The following is an 18927-nucleotide window of genomic DNA, read 5'->3' as shown; positions in this document are numbered from 1 at the left end:
TTATCGTAGTTCAGGATTACTGACTACTCTGTTTCCTAGATTTGTGAATAAAATTGTTATGTCACGGGCGTTCCTAGAAACCAGATGAACATCGCAGAGATAATTTCCATTTGACTATTTACCACAACAAGTGTTTGGTACAATTTTTCCACACGAGGAAAATTATTGTATCGATTGCATTATCGATGATTTTGGAAACAAACAGAAGTACCTTACTTGATTTGCATGAAGGAGAATCGCGATTGAAAAAGACGATAATAACATTCATTAGTAATATAAAAGGGAAGCGCTTTGCTACGGATGATTTAGAGAAATATGTATATCGACATCTCAAACAGGAATACCATGAACAAGGTGGTTACGACCGATTTCATGCCATCATGGAAGAGCTTGTATCCGAGAATAAAATTCAGCCAGTTATCGCTCGTAAAACAAACGGATTATTTCGCCCACTCTACAACTACTACCAGGTAAGAGTAGAAGAAGCAACAGTGGAGGCACAATTGGAACGTCGTCTTCTAACAAGCTTTCATCCCAAATTGACGATGACATTCTACTTAAAAGCGCCTGATCAATTTCAAGAGGACATGTTTTATTTGGAAGCGATTAATGCGTTTCTGCGCAGTGAAAGTCACAACAACCTCAGCTGCATTGTTTCGGTGAATGAACGGTCATTTGAGTTGTTTGGTGATGAGAAATGGATGACAAGTAAAGCTGGGAGCGCATTGCTTAATCGCATCAAAGTTGACTTGGACGTTTTCAACTGTTATCGGACCCCGGAGCCATTTTTTTATGTTAAAAAAGAGTCAATGGAAAAGACGGTAGTGAACGCGTTGATTTTGGAGAACAAGGATACGTTCCATACACTTCGGTTGTTATTTAAAAATGGTATGAACTGTTGGTGCGGAACTACATTCGATATGCTCATTTACGGCGAAGGCAAAAAGATAATAAGCAGCATCGAATTCATGGATGATATTGAGGAATGTCGAGACAAGACTATCCATGCTTATTATTTCGGTGATATTGACCCTGAAGGCATTTCTATCTTCTCCAGCCTACACAAAGTGGCCACAGTTGATATCTCGCCCTTTATTCCATTTTACGAGTCGTTAATAGCTAAATACCGAAATCGGAGCAAGCCGAAGCGTTCTAAGAAGCAAGAAAACGCCAAAGCCAATAATGAAGCATTTTTTAGTTTCATCGATAATGAAATGTGCTTAGAAATAAAAGAAATCGTTGATAGCGGCTGTTATCTGCCTCAAGAGGGATTAAACCGAAGTGATTTTTTGCGTCTGCATGGCGAGGAAGGGGAGTACCATGAATCTTGAACGCATATTGCAAGGCTTTGATGAACGGATGCGAAATATCGCCGTTTTTTCGTCCATCATCAACTTGCAAGAGAAAACGCGATACAGCGAATATCCGAACGAATCTGCTGGACTTGCGACGCTGCTATTCATACTCGATAACATGCTCTCCAACACACCAACAACGACCGAAAGTCTAACCATGTTTTTGCAAACCTTACTTTCGGAGCGATGTGATATTCACTTAAGCATTGAACAAGCAAGTGAGTACCGACTTGTCCTCGTGCGTGAGTTTTTGCGTAATGATGGAGCACCCCACAAGTTCTCTTACTATAGTTTTGAAACGAAATCGGACGAGGTATATGCGTTTCACCTGATTGAATATGACAATCTGAGTATATCTGAACTGAAAGAAGATCGAAGCAACATCAAGCTAACAGACAAGGGACTTGAATTTCTGTTTAAGACGAAAGAAATGTACAACGAGCTGCAAATCTCCATCACACAACTTTACTTTAAACAACAGATGCAGAAAGGGCTTTTTAATGAAGCATTAAAGGCAGCTATCGATATGATTGGTCTCATTCAAAGTGAAAAGTCAAAAATGCGCTCTTTACGCTCGGATATTATGCGGGATGCGCTAGGTGTTTCGAAGCGACAAGAGCTAGAACAACGCTTAAGCAGCGCACATGACAAGATGGAGCGCGAACGCGAAATGTTCCGTAGTTTAAAAGGGCTGGTAGATGAGAAGCTAACCAGTTACTACAACGGTGAACTGACTGAGAAAGAAGAAAAGGGACTCGATTTGATACATGAGATTCATCGCAAAATCCAAGATGCGATGTCCATTCACGAGTCGCTTTTTGAAGAGAAACAAAGGCTTCAGTACGCCATGACGAATGCACTTGAATCACTCATCTTACATGCGTTCTCTGTAAAGCTTAATTTCGAGCGAGAGGTCCTGCAAGAAGTGGTTCGAACCGGTGCGAACTTGGATGCGCTCAAACAAATCATTAACCCCCTTATGCCGCTTCGGATTCCATCCTACTTTAATCCTGCGGTCATTTTCTCCGAACAAAAACGGCAGGTGCGCAAACAGGAAAGGGAGATTGAAGTGCCAGTCGTGGATGAAGATTTGATTTTGCAGATAGAAATGGAAGAGAAAGAAAAAGAACGCTTACGTCTGGAACGAATTAGTCGCTACTTACGTATCGTACTTCTTCCGCTTCTGGAAAATGACAAAATTCATATTTCTACGGTTCTAGACAACTTAAAGGAAGAGAATGAGAAGTTCTATCAAGAGATAACAAACCAAGCACACTTTTGCTCGTTCCTTGTTGATCTTCACCAAAGTGATTACAACAAATTCGATAGAATCAAACAGGAGATCCAGGTGCATTTACCGACATTATCACGATGTTTGGCGCAACTGGTTGACGAATATCCTGATCTTCAACCACTCGGTCATTTTTCTTTTCGTCCGACCGACAATATCATTACATTCGATAATGGCTTCAAATTATCCGATTTCGTAGTAGAGCGGGGGGACCTATATGCTATATCAAAAAAGTGAGGTAGAAGATGCATTTAGCTTGTTTCTTCAACTAGTGAATGCCGGTAAGATTGATAAAAAAGACGTGGAATCTATTAAACTCTACCGCAATGATAACGTACAGCGGCTCCTGAGCGAAGTGTTTGAGCCGAAGGCCAATGTGAAAATATTTGAGTCCGAGAACAATATCTTTCTCGTTCCTCAACTGGATAACCATCTCCTAAGCTATTCCAATGCGGAACTGAAGAAACGACTCGGACTTGATTCGAACGAGCAAATCTACTTGTTCTACTTCTGCATCATTGTCCTCTTGTCGCAGTTCTTTAACAGTGAGGACCACACGCTTGCAGCAAATCAGTTTGTTCGAGTCGAAACCATCCAGAATATTATGAAAAAGCACATCTCCGAATTCCAGTCTTATTCCGAAACGCAGCTTGAAAATCAAACCATAAGGACCATGCTTGATATTACTGGCATTATTAACGCCTGGGGAGCATTGCCGGAATACAACGAAAAAGCCAAGAACATTCGCAATACCAAGAAGAATCAAATTGGTTTTATTCTGCACTGTTTGAAGTTTTTACAAGACGAAGACTTAATTATACTTCGAGAAGACAGTGAAGTTAGCATTACTGATAAAATGAACTTGCTTATTATCCGGTATTACTATCACACACAGCGTAAAGATCAACTACTGACGCTATTCAAATAAGGGGGGAACAAAAATGCCTGTATTAAACGATGTTCGTATGGTAGGCATTCATTTAGACGAAGGTAAAAAAATCATCCCAGACACCCTTTGGCAGATGCATGGTCTTAATGTGCTGCAACTGCTCGAAAACGGAGGAGGGAAAACAAGTTTGATACAGCTCATTACCCAAACTGTTCTGCCTAACTCTTCGATTGCCGGTCGTCAGCTTAAAAAAACGCTTGCGAAACAGACATATGGACATATCGCAACGGAATGGTATGTAGAAGGCGACAATCCTTTCTACGTATGTACAGGCTTTTCGTTTATGAACGCAGAAAAGGACGAAGATGACCTGAAGTACTTCAATTACATTTACAAATATAACGACAATAGCGGACTTACAATTCGTTCGCTGCCACTACAAACAAACCAATCCGTGACAAAATACAATGAACTTCGTTCCTTCCTGCGCAAAGTCGAGCATCCTATAGTGACGATTTACGATACGCAAACGGAATACAAACGCGCCCTACGTAACTTTCATATAATCGAAGAAGAGTGGCAGGCCATTCGGAAAATTAACGGAGATGAATCTGGTGTATCCGATTATTTTGCAAAAGCAAAGAAGACAGAAGACTTAGTAACACAAGTATTTATTCCGACAGTTGAAAGCATTATTTTCCGAGATGAAGCGGCGAAGAAACAAATTCATTCAGCGTACAGTACGTATAAAGATAACTTACTGAAAATCCCGGAAACCAGGCAAGATATCTCGGATTTTGAAGTTATCGCCTCTCATGCGGAAACCGTCATTAAAGCGGTTGAGGCTGCAAAAGAGAAACAAGAAGAACTTGAAACGGCTACGACTGCCATGATGCGCTCGTATGTGAGTTTTAAAGAGAAAAAAGAGTTTTTAGACACCAATATCGCTTCGCTTCTGACACAGGAAGAATTAATGAAACAACAGATTTTGGAGCTCGAATGGAAGAAGGAGAGTCATCCAATCCATTTCGAATTCTTAGAAATCAACAAGTTGAATGAGGAAATCGTTAAACTCAAAGAAGATCTTAGTACGATTGAGAGTCAAATTGAGATTGAGCGACAAAAGAAGTCTGAACTTGAGGCACTACAAACCTATGAAGCATATTTGGATAATAAGTCAAAGTGGACCAAGTTATCTAAAGATATCGAACTCATGGGTGCTAGTCATCCGGAGTTACAAAAGCAGATAGAGTATTATTTCAAAGCAACCGAACTGTCCTGGAATAGCCTGGTTTCGCAAGAATTTGAAAAGGTAAACGAAGCTTCAAAAGCCATTGTAGAGGTTAAACGCGAAATCGAGAAGCTAAAGATAGACAAAAAAGAAAATGAGCAAACGAAAACAGCACTGGAACGTAAACATTCAGAGCTGGGTGCTTATATTAGCCGCTATAACTCAGAGAAAGAGCGGTTAGGAGCGTTGTTCGGTGAGGCGGCAGTTTTCACACCCGATAATACGAAAGCAAGCGTAGAGGCTAGTATTGACGCGTTAAAAAAGCAAATCGAGGATAATGACACGCAAATCAAGACTTGCGATAATACCCTTACCGAAATTAGCACAAAGGAAATTTCGACTAGCGTTGCATTTGCAAACATCGAGCATCTGATTACGACCCAGATGCAGTTAATTGCAACCTATGAAGAGGAAAAAGAAAAACTCAATCAACTATATCTTCAGTCCGGTGTTATGACATTCGACTTGTTTGGCGATCAAGAGGAGCATGTACTTGGATTGAGTGTTGAAATTGGACAACTTGAAAAAGAAAAGGAAAAGCTAGCTCTTGATATGGCAGAATTGAAAGGTCAAGTTGATCTTCTTGATAAACACGACTTCTACGTTCCACACGAGGCCATGATTGATTTGAAAGTGCAGTTAAAGCGCGATGGTGCACCGGTGTCACTCGGGAGTGAGTGGTTATCCGAACAAAGCATGAGTGAAGAGGAAAAACAGGCATATTTGGATAACTTCCCTTTACTACCTTTTTCGTTTGTTGTGGATGAGGGATTAATGCCGACTATTACTCGCTCCTTAGAACGGAGAGCCGGAAAGAAGTACGAAATTCCGTTCCTGTTCCAAATAAAGCAATCGCTGATTCCAGGTGAATTATACGGCACTTCAATGGCGGTGCTTAAAGATGGATTTTATACATTTCAAAACTTAGATGTCAAGCTTTTCTCTTCTCGGGCCGAACTTGAGACTATAAAAAAGTCAACCAAACAGCAGCTAGAAAACATCACCTCACGTTACCAAACAACGAAGGATAACGAGTCACACAGACGAGAAGTATTACGTTCCGCAAAAGAGTTTTATGCGCAATATGACGTTTACTCAGAGAGCAAGATGAACGAGGAACTCAATAGGCACAACGGTATTTTGAGCGAAATGGGTAAGGAACTCAAAGAGTTGAAAAAGCAAGCAGAAGATACAACAGCACAAATTATAACGTACGAAGATGATATCAAAGATTGTCAGAAGGAAATCGAGCCCTTGGCCAAACAGCGAGATGCGTTGGAGCAATTTATACGTGAGTTCTCCGACCTGAAATTTGTAGCGAACGACCACCACACGATTGGACAGCAAATTGCAGAGCAAGATGAGATTCTGCGGAAGATGGAGTCTGATCAAGAACGATTAAATGAACATGCCACTCAACGAGATAGGGCGCACCAGGAACGGTTAAGAGAAAAGAGTGCGCTTGAACGAATGGGAAAAGAACTCGGTTTACAGCGCCTTCGTACTGAAAACATTGATGTTTCAACTATGGAGACCTTTTTGTCATCTAAATCGAATTGGGTCTCTGTACGGGATGAACTCGAAAACAAAAACAAAAGTTTAAACGAATCGATTTTGCTTCGTAATAACTACAAAGAGCGTATGGACGAAGCATCAAGCTTCATTGAAAAGAAATCGGTATCACTTTCATGGTGTGAAGTAAATCAACGCTCCGTACAAGGCGACGAGATCTCCTCGGTGGAACAAAAAATTGCAAAGCTTGAAGATACACAAAGTAATAAACAAACATCCCTAGATGACTTGAAATCGAAGAAGACTTGGCGTGAAGGTGTAATGGAAGGAAAGACGAGTGCAATTGCTGAGAAGTATAAGAAACCACCGTTTGTATTTGGTCAGCAGCATGAGTTTGAATTGGAAGGCTACGCATTTGAACATCAAACCGCGCTTGCTGAACTGAAACAAACGCAAGAAGATATGAAAACAAAGAGAGAACAATCGTCAGATATCACCAAGGCCTTTGACCATTTTGAAGGTTCAGATGATTTTAGTTCCGAAGCAGCGGGTAGCTATTCGCCGATGACTCCGGAAGAATGGGACGGAATTGAGAAAGCGTACGATTGGGCTAAGTCGAAATTGACCGTCTTCCGGAAAGCAAAAAAAGCTCACGAAGAAGAGAAGGTTAAAACAACAGAAACCTATAACGCTTATAAGGCTATCCTCGTAAGTACGAATAATGCAAAGGTCAAACAGTTTGAAAAAGAATTGGGTCAGTCTTTGGTGGAAACGGGAAGACTCTTTGACTTTGAGTACGTCCTATCCTGTTTTTTTCAAGTATTTAATGCACTTGAGCAAATGAAGCATAATCTGGCTTTGAACCTGGCTGAACTTGAATCGGATTTGCAGGAATTGGTTGAGCAATCCTACCAGCGCGGCAATACGCTTTATGAAAGCATATGCGAAATTCCAAAACATTCCAAAGTCGAGTTGTACAACAGAACGATTCAGATGGTGGATATGACTTGGAATCGTAATGATGAGGTCTCGGCTCGGGCCTCGTTGAAACTCTACATCAACAATCTTTTGGAAATGATTCAATTATATAAACGAGAAGGAAAAACAGACGAAGCCATTGACCAGTATATGTTATCTCAATTGACGTCGGTTCAGCTTCTAAATCAGATTGCACCTATTGCAAACTGCATTGTAACTATTGTAAAACCGCGTAAAAAGACGATGTTGCAACAAGAAGTGACCTATCACCGATGGGAAGAGGCAGCGAGTTGGTCCGGAGGAGAAGGGTACACTTCCTACATGGTCATGTTTATGATTTTGATTACGCATATCCGCAAAAAAATGCACGCCAAAGAAACCATGTGGAAAACCATCATTGCCGATAATCCTTTCGGTAAAGCATCTTCAGAACATGTGGTTCGACCAATCATTGAACTTGCGCAGAAGAATAAAATTCAATTAATTTGTTTGACTGCTATTCGGGATGAAGAAATCCGGACACACTTTGATGTAGTTATTAGCAATCGATACTACCAAGTTGGCGGTAGAGAAGTGCTTCAAACCAATCCAGAAAAAATGAATATCGGTCACTTGTCTTACGCAACGAAATAGACCAAGCAAAGCCCTTCTTATACAACAAGTAGGGCTTGATCGGTTATACATTCGCATGTCAAACTTACATTTTGTTTACTACCAATGGTGATAATATTATGAAAAAAGTAAAATCCTTTGTACATTAAAGGGCTCGTAAGAGCCTTTTTCTGTTGTTTACCAAAGTAAGGTCACATTTACACTTGTAACATTCGTATACTCAAATCATTTTACTAACTCATTACTCAACTATCCTGCCTGTTATCTAATCGCGTTGTCTGTCTACAACTATATATTTACCGAACAATAATTCCCTCTAAAATCCGCAGCGTTAAAGCAACAGAACCAATTTAAGATATAAGTATGAAAGCCTCTGATAATTCAGGGGCTTATTTGCGTTCAACCACAAGTCGTCGAAATTCTACTTCAAGGAGATGATAAAAACCGTGGCAAAGATCAAGTCTACATTGGATATACAACTGGATCTAACAAGGCCAGTTGAAGAATTGACTGAGGTCATTTCTGCTGTCATTGCTTCACAACCAGCGCGTCGGAAAGAAATACTTAAAGGTTTGGATATAGCAGTAGGAAATGCACATTAGCAGAGATACAGGCCCAAGAGGAAAAGGAACAGAAAACAGATGATGATAGCTCAGGAAAAGTTTCCTGAACGGAGAGACGGGGGAAAGAAGGTTGGATAAGTGGGAGATTCTTAAATTCAGCACCGCTTTAGAGAGCAGCGCTGTGACTTTATACGGTGGGTGGTCGGGAGTATTGGTGGTGTTGCTTGCTCTGGTCATTATTGATTATGTGACTGGGCTATTGCTGCTGGAGCAGAAGGTAAGAAGGGTACCGGACCCGGTTTGAAAAGCAAGATTGGTCTTATCGGTATCGCCCCAAAGGTATTTATTTTTGCAATGGTAGCAGTATCCCATCTGATTGATGGAGTCTTAGGCGATTCGCACCTATTCCGGGATGAGGGGGTAACTCACTCTCGTTGCCAACGTAAAAACACCTCCAAGGTTATCTCCATATCTTACGACATGGCTTGATTCTCTTGAAGGTGTTTTGATTTGTCTCACGTTAAGGGGGTCAGCCCCAATGCTTGACAAACATTAGCTGGTTTTTATTTTATCGTTATAAGTTCTTGTCCAAACGTAAGGACAAGAAGTAATCATAACCGAGTAGATCGTCAAGCATAGGTGGGCTACATCTTTATTCAGATGTTCTTGGTATCATAGAGCCCCCTCAAAATATTTCAATTTCCACACTCAAACTCATGATTTCATAGTGAATGTGTAGAGAAAAAAGGCAAGGGTGGGGGAAGTAGCTAGGGAATTGTACGGTATGGAGGAGGAAAAGCCATGTCTTCAACTGCTATGACTGATGCAAATTTCTGTGAGCAGCTAAAGATAAACGTCGGCCGATAGGCAACTTAAATTGAGTTCCCTCTCTAATCGATTTTGGGAAAAGGAATTCTATCTATTAGATTAGACTCTCTGCTAGTCGCGACAAGTTTTTTCATACAATGGATTACATATTTGGACGAAAAAAACAAATAATTTCATTAATAAAAAACGATGCGAAAGGACTGGTCTGGATGTATTTCGGACTTGTGTTTAAAGGTGAGTTTCATCAGATTATAATCAACGAAAAGTTCATTGAGTTTTATGAAAATTTAAGACCGCAAGTTGCAAGGCTTCCTTTAAAACTAAACTTTACGGATGATGACGAGGGCAAACTGGTTATCGTAAGTGTAGACGTTGACGGTGGGGGGACAAAACCAAGCATTAAAGAACGCTCTGCCAAGCTATCGGAGCCATTGATTGAACAACTAATAAAACACGGATCCTATCCGGCATCGATGCCATTTATCGAAGGAAAAGTAGGTGGCTCCGTTAATTATAGGGATGTACCAAGACCTATGATATGAATGCTTCCGCATTATTAGCTACCAGAAGAAAGGGGTAAATTTCATGGACGCTAAATTAGATCCGTTAATCCGCATTAAAAGAGCTCTTGAAGGCGAATGGATACGTAAGGCTAACGTCAATGGGATGGATGTCGGGTACAAGTATGTGAACGGTAAAATGACCGATAGGCTGGCTATACGCGTTTTCGTGGATAAGAAGGAAGATGTACCCGCAGCGGATCTCATTCCCATAACGGTTGAAGGCACACCGACGGACGTTATCGTGCGCGGTAAAGTCGTTCTTCAAGTATTGGAAGTATTGCAAGGCGAAGAAACTGCGGTTAGAGGAGTGAAACATGACCCCCTTGTGGGCGGAGCAGGAATCAGCCGGGTGAAAACCAACAACGGATCGACCGTAATCGGAACATTGGGGGCCATCGTTCAGAAGAGGGACGGAGCCCCCCATGCTTTAAGTAACTTCCATATCATGTGTGTCAATACAGAGTGGAAGCCGGGGGATGCGATTGCCCACCCCCCGGTTATCTCAAACGATACTGCGGATATTATAGGTGAGGTCAAAGAGGCTTGTTTAAAATCAAAGTACGGCCCGGCCGGCAATGAACTGGATGCCGCCATTTGTGATATCCGGGGCAAAGAGCCTTCCTCCGAGATTTTGAACATCGGTAAAGTTACTGAAATCGCGGATTGGGTCAAAGATAGCGCAGTTCGTAAGCAGGGTTTTGCGACCAACCTTACTTATGGAATCATTGATGGCGTAGATAATAGTGTTCCTGTCGATTGCGGTCCTGAGTTCGGCGAGATCACCTTCCGCAGGCAAATCCAGATTGTTCCGGATCGCAGAAAGAATAGAATCTTCTCAGATAACGGGGATTCGGGTTCAGTGGTCGTGGACGAGCAGAATCGGATGGTCGGATTATTGTTTGCGGGCTCGACGGACCATTCCTTTAGCTACGCCAATACAATATTGGATGTGGCAAAGGCATTGGACGTCACACCTTACCAGGAGTAGACCGATGACGACTTTCAGCAAGCAACACGAAGAAGGCGGAATCGTTTTGTATGTTTCGGATATAGACGGACGGCCGATCGCCTATTGGTCGAGTTTCAGCGGAGAAGCGGCACCGGATCACCTCACTTTGAGCGATGCGTGTTTTAAGTATACCGGGTACATGGTATTTTCTGCTGTATCTTCAGAACAGTTCATTCGCGAGTCTTCCAAAATATATCAAACATTGTCCGGACAATTGCGAATTCCGCAGCGAAGTTATATATGGCTGAGCGATCCCAAGCAAATAACGGAGGAGACCGTTTCCTGGTTAGGGGTACGCGAATCAGACGGGGTCTTTATCGAAACTCCCGTTACATTGCCGATTGTTACAGACGGTTGGAGCCTTCAGTTCTCATCCGGTGTAAAAATCGGGGTGGATGTGGAGCGGAGCGAGCTAATCTTTGAAGGAGAAATTTCATTTTCCGGGGCAACGGCGCCACGTGCCGAGCCGTTCCGAAACATTCGTCTCTCCTTTACGGGCCCGGGCAGAGGGTATTGGGTCATTGAACGGTTATTTATTCCTCTGGATTCGTTAGCCGCGAACAGTGGCAGGATGATCGGTTTTCAATTTGTCCATCCGTTGGCACAAGTATCTCTCGGGGCAAATCTGGCCGTTGCGCGGTATCCCTTAATCCCGGAGCAATCGGGCGAAGGGACTCCTGTTCAATTCACGGCATGCATCGATACCTGCGACCGGTTTTTGCCTGGAGATGGTGAGGAGACTTATACGGGGCGGTCCTTTTTGGCTTTTTCCCGAAACGGAAATACGGGCTTCGTTCAGCAGTTGCCCACCCATTATGTTACAAAGGCGGGCAAAGCGGTTGTATTGAGCCCTGTTGAACAGGAAAGTTATTGGCATGAATATCAAGCCAGACTTTTATTCCAATCCGCTGTGGGCAAGCACTCACTCATACTGTCGCCGAGTGGGGATTTTGAAATTACGGAATCTGACCGGCAGGGTCAGGAGGGAAGACCCGCTCAGCTCTTGGGCGGATTGTCGGGAACGGAATTTTTTGTCATCCCCCAGAGCTGCCGGCTGCGTTTTCATCCGAATCAGGCCGCGTATGCGTGGAAATACCCGTTTCCGGAGGGAGATTCTTACGGCCCCCCTGCGCAGAAACCGGAGGAAATGCTCCAACACAAATATGTTACCTCGTGGGTGAGCGTCATTCCGAAAGTGGGATCCGGGGAGAGCAGCAGCTACGTTTCACAACCTCCCGGTTCGACGCTATATAGTCAAGGAGACCTATCCGCATCAACAGAAAAGCTTTTGTTGGATTTCAAACCAACTCCCGTGCCGGCCGTTGACGAAATTAAACCATATCCGCTGGTTCCCTATGGAGGGGTAAAAGTAACCATATTAGAAGGCGACTTCGATCCGGATAAAGTCCGCGAATTTGAAGAAAAAGTCATCTCTCCTGTAAGGAGACACTATTTAAAAACATCGGCGCAGCCCTCCGCGGAAGTTCCGGAGGAGTCCGCCGCAACCTTTTATGATGCGACGACTCCGAACGGTCAGCTGGTTCGATTAAGCGGCAGCCTTTACAAAAAAGTTCTTCTTGGATCTGTAAATTTATCGGGTCCCGAGACGGAACAGAACGCTTCGGAATGGAGCTTTGAATCCGTGGATGAACGCTTGCAGAAAGCATTGCAAACCAATCAGCTCTTCATAGTGGCAACCAGCCGAAAGCATCTGGGAGCCGATAAGGGGACTGTCGAGAGTGGTCCTGTTTTTAATAACAAGATAAATATTGACGGTTGGGTCTTCCATGTGGATGTCGGCTCGGAAAACGCATACTTGAATTACAGTAATGTCCTGATCATGAAGGGCCGTACCGGAGCTGGGCAAAGCTTGGCCGAATTAGCGGAACGCTCCGATTTGTGGACCCAGCCGGAGGATTTTGTCCAAAGTCATTTCGGGGATGATGCGTCGATCCATGAATCTGGGGACCTTCAAGCCTTGTCCAGGTGGATAAAAGATTATATCGAAGAGGCGAAGGAAATCGGAAGCTATGATCCCGCAATGGCACACTTTAATGCGTTGGTTCAGGATCCGTATTGGACCGGAATCCTGGTGCTGAAAGCAACAATAACTGATTTTCCTAAGGATATCGGGGACCTTACACAATTGACGGCCGACAATGAACTGAGGTTTTATGCCCACCATTTCGGACTTGAAACGTCGGTAGCCAAACGGGAGATGACTCCGCCTGATGAAAGCAAAATATTCGGATTGATCCGCTACCAACATCCGGGTTTTTCCATTCAGCCTCCTCACGTGCCTGTTCAGGTTGACAACCGCAGCGCTAAATGGGATTTCTCCTTGTTGTATTTAAAAGTGGCTATACGGGAGGGTAGAATGGTTGACTTCTCTTGTTTAGGCCAACTGACCATGGATGAGTGGTTCGGGCACAGGGCGGCCGGAACAGAGGGGGGGAGCCGATACACTGACAATGCTTTGATATTGGAGGGTACCTCCCAAGTGGAGGAGTCTTCCCAGTTGGAGGGATCTACTCGTCGCGAGGAGAACCGCCGAACCTACATGCTCGAAACAAGAGAGCGGGTGATCTTCCAATTTGACAGCAACATCGCGGAGAAGGTTACCGTGGATAAAGCGAAATACATTTCGTCTCCCGGAAATGGTTCCACACCCATGCTGGAGATCTGTGGTTCGATCATATTCCGGCGTATCGAGTTTAATGGGAGTCCCTATAATCTGATGTCCTTCGGTGAGGAAGGCCTAAAATTTAATTCTTTAACGATCGCCAAACAGGGAGATGGATGGGACTGCCTTACGGATCGGACGAAGTTTGAACTAATGGTTGGGTCAAAGCAATCGGGGCAACGCAGCTTGGTGGAAAGTCTTCCGTTGGAGCTAATTGGCTATATCACCGATAATCGCTCGATTACAGACCTCGGATATTGGTCTGTAGGAATGGCAGCGGGTTTTTATGATGTAGGCAGCGGTCCTTGGAACGGCCTTCGCTTTCGGCTCCAAGCCGGCAGCTTGGGCGGTTTAAGCGACAATAAGCCGTTGGAGGCGGAGCTTTTGCTTGCCTGGGGTCCGGGAAAAGCAGAGGATCCCGGCCGATATGAGCTATCGGTCGGACTAAAATTTCCGGGGTTGGAGCATCAGTTTAAGCTTCAGAATGTAATACCCCTCGAGTTTAATGACATCAATTTGACCTACAACGGTGAAAAAAACACCTTTGAACTGGAAGTCAGCGAAATGTTCTTCCGCTTTCTTGGCTTGCGTTTTCCGCCGGTAGGAAGTATGTCCTTAATTTGGTTCGGAGGCGGGGATCGGCAACATCCTTTAGGATGGTACGCATCGTATGTCAAGTAAAACTAGAGATGGAAAGGAAGGTGAAAGTCTTTGAGTTTGCTTCAGGAATTGCAGGGGATATGGCAGAACGCCAAGGAAGGAAATCTCGCTCTCAATCTGCGCAAGGTATTGGAAAGCAAGACAACGTTATATCCCCGGATCGAGGCTTTATCGGATTACGTCGATTGGAACCTCAAAAATTTGGATTTTCAAAAAATAACTGAAGAGGAAACGCGTTTTACAGCCCAAATGAAAGTCTTAGGCGGAAGGGATGCCGAGCTTGATCTCTCGGTTAAAGGTACGCAGGAAGCGGGATTTGTCTTGGATCTGACCATAAAACGGGGCGGCAAGTTCAGAGTTGATGGAATGCCTTGGCTTCTGCTTAGTGATTGGAAGATTCATGTCACGTTGTCGGAGCAGGGAGATCCGGGCGTCCAAGGCTCCCTCGAAACCTCCATTTTGGTGGGTAAAGTATGGCTGCCCTTTTCAGTTGCCTATCCCTTCCCTACGGAAGAGATCTTTCAAGCGAGCTTTCCGCTCGCAACACCGACGTTGTCCGACCTCCAGCCGTTTTTGGGCGGCTTGCGTCTTTCGGGGTGGTTGGAAGCCGTTTCCGAGGCGAAGATGGGAATTTCCTTTGCGTATGATGCTGCCGTTCATCGTGTAAAGTGGATCAAAGCAGTTTGTGAACTGAACAAATTGGAAATAGGCGGTGTATTGAAACTGGCCAAAGGAATGGCCACTTTAGAAGTTAAAGAAGAGGCCGGGGAAATAATCACCCGCATCGAATACAGGCTGGCCTTGCCTTCTGAAGCAACGATCACGATATCAGGCGAATTTGTAAACGGTCGTTGGAGTTGGACGTGTACGTCCGATGATAAAACATTTCCGTTTGAAGAACTGCTACCGTCGATGTTCGGGATTGGCGATGCAGGGCTGGCCAGAGGTGTTCTTTGCTCCGGCTTAAGTCTAACGATCCGGTCAGAAGGTACGGGTCGAACACATATTGAAGGCTCCGCCTTGTTATCCATATCGAATGAGTTGGAATTGGGACATCCGCAGGTACAGTTTCAGAGACTTTCCATAGAGGGCGATGAGAACGAGTACTGGCTTACCTTAAATGGAGCTGTCAATTTCCCGGGTATGATTCTTCCAATTTCCTTGGCTTTCTCTTCCGTGAAAGGATGGAAATCCTTATGCGGAACGGTATCCAGAGGCTCCCTAGGTACAAGCTTTCCTCTGCCTGACCTGCAATTCCCGGAAGCCTCCATCTGTTGGAACGGCTCCGCTTGGATATTAAAGGCTGTGGTCCTTTGGGAAAAATGGGGTATTGCCATAAAGGCGGAATCTTCTTTTGAATACATCGCGGACAAGGATAAGTTTGTAGGTTTCTTGGAAGGTCAAGCTGACTTCTTGGGGATACGGTTAAAGGTTAGTTATCAAGATGATGGAACCATTACAGGCAAATGGCACGACCAGGATATCAAGATTGAGGATCATCTACTTGTACTCCCTCTCCCAGACAAGTCGTTGGGATGGCTGATTAAAGAAGCGATATCCTGGGTCAAGGGAAGGCCGTGGCCGTTTGGTCTTGCATCACCATGGGATTTGTTCGACGACATTTCCTTGCCGGAAACGCAGCTTGTACTGGATACACAGAATAAATTCGCTACCTTGGAAACAACGATCCATGCGTCGAGATCTTTGGGTTTGCTTGAAGGGTTTAAACTCAAATATGATCTGAATCCTAATGTTTCGTTGAAGGAACGTCTTGTCATTACTCTTAAAGGCGATCTTCTGGGGGTCCAAAATCCATCATGGAATCCCGCGGAGCCGTCAACGACTCCGGTTCCAAATCATTTGTCGGATGTATTTGATCTAAAACTTCTTGCCTTGGGCCAGCATGTTTCGCCAGTTGGTGGAGGGCTGGGTTCTGTTGAGGATGCGATCCGGACAATGAGAGAGAATCGCAGCAGGGACTCGATCCAATATAACCCTTCCGCGGGTTGGATCATCGCTATGGATTTGGAAGTTTTGCGATTTATATCACTAAAGTTCCTGTTCAACGATCCACAGCTGTACGCATTAAAGGTTGGGCTTAATAAGGAAACAAGCGACTTCATGAAAGGTCTTGAATTTGAAGTCCTCTACCGAAAGATCACGGATGACATCGGCCTTTACCAGGCGGAAATCACCTTACCGGATGTTTTGAGGATCATGGAGTTTGGGGCCTATACCTTGACGTTACCTGTTTTCGGGATCGGCATATATACCAACGGTGATTTCAGGCTTGACATCGGATTTCCATACAACTTCGATTTCTCGCGGTCCCTTACGATCCAGACGATTGTCCCTCCCGGCATTCCCATGATCGGCTCGGCAGGCTTCTACGTCAATAAGTTGTCCGGTTTGACTTCAAACCGTTTGCCTGAGGCGAGAACAGGAAGTTTTGGACCAGTTTTGGAATTGGGTTTCGGCATGCGCGTCGGTTTGGGAAAGGAAATACAGAAGGGCCCTTTGAAGGCAGGTTTCAGCGTTACGGTCATCGGTTTGATGGAAGGGGTGCTTGCCAACTGGAGGCCTGACGGAGACGGAGAAGGCGCATTGTATTATTGGCTTCAGGGGATCATGGGGATTCAAGGAAGACTTTACGGCGAAGTGGACTTGTCTCTTGTGAAAGCCAGTGTGGATGTGGCTGTGACCGTAGCAACGGCGATGATTTACGAAGCTTATGGCGATCTGGAGTTTTCCCTGCTTGCAAAAGTGGATATTAAGCTAAAGATCAAAATCGGCAAGGGTATGTTCAAAATCAAAATCAGTGTCTCTTATTCCGCAGAGATCAAGGAAAGCTTTGTAATTAAAGCCGAGGAGCAGGCGCCTTGGAGCGCTTTGGCCATTCAGCAGGGCCTCACTTTAAACCAAGACACTGACAAAAGCTGCAATCGGGAACTATATCCGCATTTAACGCTCCATTGGGATAATCTCGTATCGACCGAAACGGAGTCGATCACAATCTATGCTGCGCCTGTGATCACATTAACACCGGATCCGGGTTCGACGACTGGAAGCAAAGCGGCATATGTTCTTTTATTCGCAATGGAAACGTTCGATGATTCCAAAGATGGCGGCCAGGAGCCGAATGGAAAAATTCCGGACTTCGAAAAAGTATGTCATCGCTTCTTTCATTGGTTAATTGCGGCCGCTCTTGGCGATATAAAAACGATATCCGTACAAGAGTGCGAAGAAAAGGTTTATGTTCTTCGGGAACGGTTATGCCAGTTAAAGAAACAGTTGTCTGATCCCGAATCGGCGGGACCGTACATCCCCATGAAGGCGTTGGAACGGTTTTTATCCGAGTATTGGAATATCATCGTACGGGGCAAACATGAACAGTGTCAATCTTCAGCCGATGGACAGACAGCGTCTGAAATTTGCTTGGATACGATATTTTTCCCTGCACTGCCGGGGCTGAGCGTTCAGATCACGAAGCCGGATCAGGACAATCCTTCCGTTATCGATAAGGAATACCGGTTTGCAGACGCGGCAACAGCCAACGCCCAATATTTGCGCGAACAAATGAAGCACTTCCGGCAGAGCTCCATAGAAACTATGCCGTACTCCGGGAAGAAGCCGTTGGGAATCAAAGTGAATATGGAAGAGGAGCAGTATTCCGTCGCCGAATTTGTTCTGAATGACTATTTTACGTCTATTGCACGCCAGCTTATCCAAGCTTCACTGGATGAACTTGACGATTACAAATACGGGATTGGCGAAGCGACAACGGCTATGGAGATAATCAGCTTTTTGTTTAAGCACACCAGGAATCTAGTGTTTGAGGAAGGTCAAGCGGGTGACGCTCATTCACCGGAGATGATTCAATGTGCCATCGATCTATTCAAACGGAACGAGAAGGTTCCACTTCGTTCAGGGACCCGACTGTTCATTAAAGGTAGGTTCTATCGTTTACAAGCCGGAGATACCTGGAAGAAAATCGCGATTTACATAGTTGGTGAGGAACGCGCTGACAGTTTTGCGAAGAGTATGATCCAGCTTGATGAAAACGCACAAAATGAAGAACTGTTCGTACCAGCTTCTTACCCGAGAGCGGATGATCCCCAACAATCTCTGCAGGTTGAAAAAGGAGATTCACCGGCAAAGATAGCTAGGAAGCTGGGATATCCCTGCGAGGAAGGGTTTGCGTGTTTGGAACGACTTATATCGGAGTACCCTGAAATGATGTTGCGCGAATCGGCAGAAATTTTGCTGCCTCCTTACGAATATGCGGTTGTTGAACATGATACGCTCCGGACCATCGCGCAGAAATCCGGGGTCAGCGTCGACGAATTAGCCAAGAATGAGAACAATTGGAATACAGCAGGAATATTCTTCGCTCAGGAAGTTACGCTCGGACCGTTAAAGCGTATGTTGACCAAGGATATTTTTGAGAGGATGAAAAAAAAGCGCGTTCTGCAACAATTATCCGGCATGCTGTCCAGATCATTCCTTCACGGCTTGCGCCTTCGTAACCGGGAGGGGTTGAACACGAGGTTAGTGGATTCGGGCCGTACGGACTTTTGCTTGTTCGAACTGACCGGACAACAAGGGGAAATTCCGCATTTCGACAAAAACTGGTCCATTGTCATTGATAAGCCTGACAACTATTTGAATATTGAATTTAAAGAATAAGGAAGAG

9 protein-coding genes and 1 pseudogene are annotated in these 18927 nt (G+C 44.5%); all 10 read left to right on the top strand.

Annotated elements, in window-relative coordinates:
* Window positions 1-242 precede the first annotated feature (242 nt).
* The 10 genes and pseudogenes from ACWGXJ_RS25440 (at window position 243) to ACWGXJ_RS25395 (ending at window position 18920) form a co-directional block, all read left to right on the top strand.
* A complete protein-coding gene (locus ACWGXJ_RS25440) occupies window positions 243-1331 on the top strand; it encodes a Wadjet anti-phage system protein JetD domain-containing protein (RefSeq protein WP_452567990.1) in 1089 nt (362 codons plus the stop codon).
* A complete protein-coding gene (locus ACWGXJ_RS25435) occupies window positions 1321-2883 on the top strand; it encodes a hypothetical protein (protein WP_452567989.1) in 1563 nt (520 codons plus the stop codon). Before ACWGXJ_RS25440 ends, ACWGXJ_RS25435 begins: the two co-directional genes overlap by 11 nt.
* A complete protein-coding gene (locus ACWGXJ_RS25430) occupies window positions 2864-3574 on the top strand; it encodes a DUF6063 family protein (protein WP_420540442.1) in 711 nt (236 codons plus the stop codon). Before ACWGXJ_RS25435 ends, ACWGXJ_RS25430 begins: the two co-directional genes overlap by 20 nt.
* A gap of 13 nt (window positions 3575-3587) precedes the next feature.
* Window positions 3588-7949, top strand: a complete 4362-nt coding sequence (locus tag ACWGXJ_RS25425; RefSeq protein WP_452567988.1) for a hypothetical protein — start codon at window positions 3588-3590, stop codon at window positions 7947-7949.
* Window positions 7950-8374: 425 nt separating this feature from the next.
* Window positions 8375-8530, top strand: coding sequence for a hypothetical protein (locus ACWGXJ_RS25420; protein WP_452567987.1), 156 nt, complete (start codon window positions 8375-8377; stop codon window positions 8528-8530).
* 42 nt (window positions 8531-8572) lie between these two features.
* Window positions 8573-8905, top strand: a pseudogene (locus tag ACWGXJ_RS25415) (phage holin family protein); the annotation flags it as partial.
* 551 nt (window positions 8906-9456) lie between these two features.
* Complete coding sequence (locus tag ACWGXJ_RS25410) at window positions 9457-9861, top strand: hypothetical protein (protein ID WP_452567986.1); 405 nt, start codon at window positions 9457-9459, stop codon at window positions 9859-9861.
* Between the two features lie 43 nt (window positions 9862-9904).
* Entirely contained in the window at window positions 9905-10870 is a 966-nt protein-coding gene (locus tag ACWGXJ_RS25405; protein WP_452567985.1) for a hypothetical protein, read from the top strand.
* A 4-nt stretch (window positions 10871-10874) separates the two neighbouring features.
* Window positions 10875-14255, top strand: a complete 3381-nt coding sequence (locus ACWGXJ_RS25400) for a hypothetical protein (RefSeq protein WP_452567984.1) — start codon at window positions 10875-10877, stop codon at window positions 14253-14255.
* 30 nt (window positions 14256-14285) lie between these two features.
* Window positions 14286-18920, top strand: a complete 4635-nt coding sequence (locus tag ACWGXJ_RS25395; RefSeq protein ID WP_452567983.1) for a LysM peptidoglycan-binding domain-containing protein — start codon at window positions 14286-14288, stop codon at window positions 18918-18920.
* Window positions 18921-18927 lie beyond the last annotated feature (7 nt).

It is taken from the genome of Paenibacillus sp. S33 (genome assembly GCF_053615415.1).
The sequence above is the reverse complement of the archived record's forward strand: the minus strand, read 5'-3'. Positions and strand labels throughout refer to the sequence as shown.